At 34.2% G+C, this 1,279-nt stretch carries 2 protein-coding genes; one reads left to right on the top strand and one right to left on the bottom strand.

Translation table 11 applies throughout. The features are described 5' to 3' along the window. Positions 1-678 (top strand): PHP domain-containing protein (locus HMPREF2731_RS00085; RefSeq protein WP_256337537.1); only part of this gene is annotated, 678 nt, incomplete at its 5' end. 36 nt (positions 679-714) lie between these two features. Here the strand turns inward: HMPREF2731_RS00085 and HMPREF2731_RS00080 are convergent. Next, positions 715-1,212, bottom strand: a complete 498-nt coding sequence (locus HMPREF2731_RS00080) for a GNAT family N-acetyltransferase (protein ID WP_002295755.1) — start codon at positions 1,210-1,212, stop codon at positions 715-717. Positions 1,213-1,279: the final 67 nt, after the last annotated feature.

The raw sequence follows: 1,279 nt of genomic DNA, 5'->3' as shown, positions 1-1,279 counted from the left end.
ACTGAACATTTTGACTTAGCCAATCCTGTTACTAAAGTCGATGATATCCCCGATTATGAAATGTACAGTCAAACAATCGATAGCTTAAATAAGCGTTTTGGCAATCGTGTTTTAAAAGGCATAGAAATCGGTTACATCGCTTCTGAAAAGGATCGGATCATCGACTATTTAGCCGATAAAGATTACGATTTAAAATTACTCAGTGTGCATCATAATGGTCAATTTGATTATTTAGATGACGAAGTCAAAGATATGGATCCTGCTATTGTGATTCCTCAGTATTTTGCACAACTTTCAGAAGCACTAGTTGTTATAGAAGCAGATGTCTTTGCTCATTTTGACTATGGTTTTCGGGTATTTGGTCTATCCGTTGCTGAATTTAAACAATATGAAGCGCAGTTTTTACCGATTCTAGATCAAGTAATCAAAAATAAATTGGCATTCGAATTAAATGCTAAGAGCGCTTACTTGTATGACAATTTAGCGTTATATGAATATGTCATCGATTTATATCTTTCACGTGGTGGTACCTTGTTTAGTGTTGGATCAGATGGGCATTACCTTGAACATTTCCGTTTCCATTTCGATGATCTTTTTGCTCTGTTAAAAGCAAAAGATGTGACGGAATTAGCGATTTATCAAAAAGGAAAGCGAATTATGGTTCCATTACCAGTCTAAAAAAACGTCCTCAGCATCAAAAGTGAGGACGTTTTTTTAGATTTCTTTTTCTAAAATCGGACAAATACGATCTTGTTTTCCTAAAGGAAAATGTTTGATCCCGATTTTTTTAAATCCATGACGTTCATAAAAACGAATACCTGCATGATTTTTTTCATAAACAGTCAAACGTAAATAACGTTTTTGTTTCGTTTTAGCATAACGATTCGCTTCATCGAGTAACCGTTGCCCTAACCCTTTGTTTTGATAATCTTTGAGCAGATAGAGCCGTTGAATCTCTATAGCATCTTTTTCATCATTGACTTTCATATAACCAATGAGTATTTGATGATCCTTAATACCAATAAATTTACTGGTTGACTGTGCCAATTCTACTGCCAATATTTCAGTTGTCAATTGTGTCTGTAAATATCCTTGCATATCAAGTGGATCTGCGCCATCGATAAACGATTCATAAAAACTGACAACACTTACAACTTGTAAAGCATCTAGATCATCATAATCTAAATACGCTAGTGTGATTTGATTGTTCATCTAACTCCTCCTTTTGACATAGTATACTATAAATCACCCGTGGTGCTAGTTAATTTTAATATCCTAA

Source organism: Enterococcus sp. HMSC072F02 (genome assembly GCF_001837725.1).
Taxonomy (GTDB): domain Bacteria; phylum Bacillota; class Bacilli; order Lactobacillales; family Enterococcaceae; genus Enterococcus_B; species Enterococcus_B lactis.
This window is presented reverse-complemented; position numbering and strand designations above follow the sequence as displayed.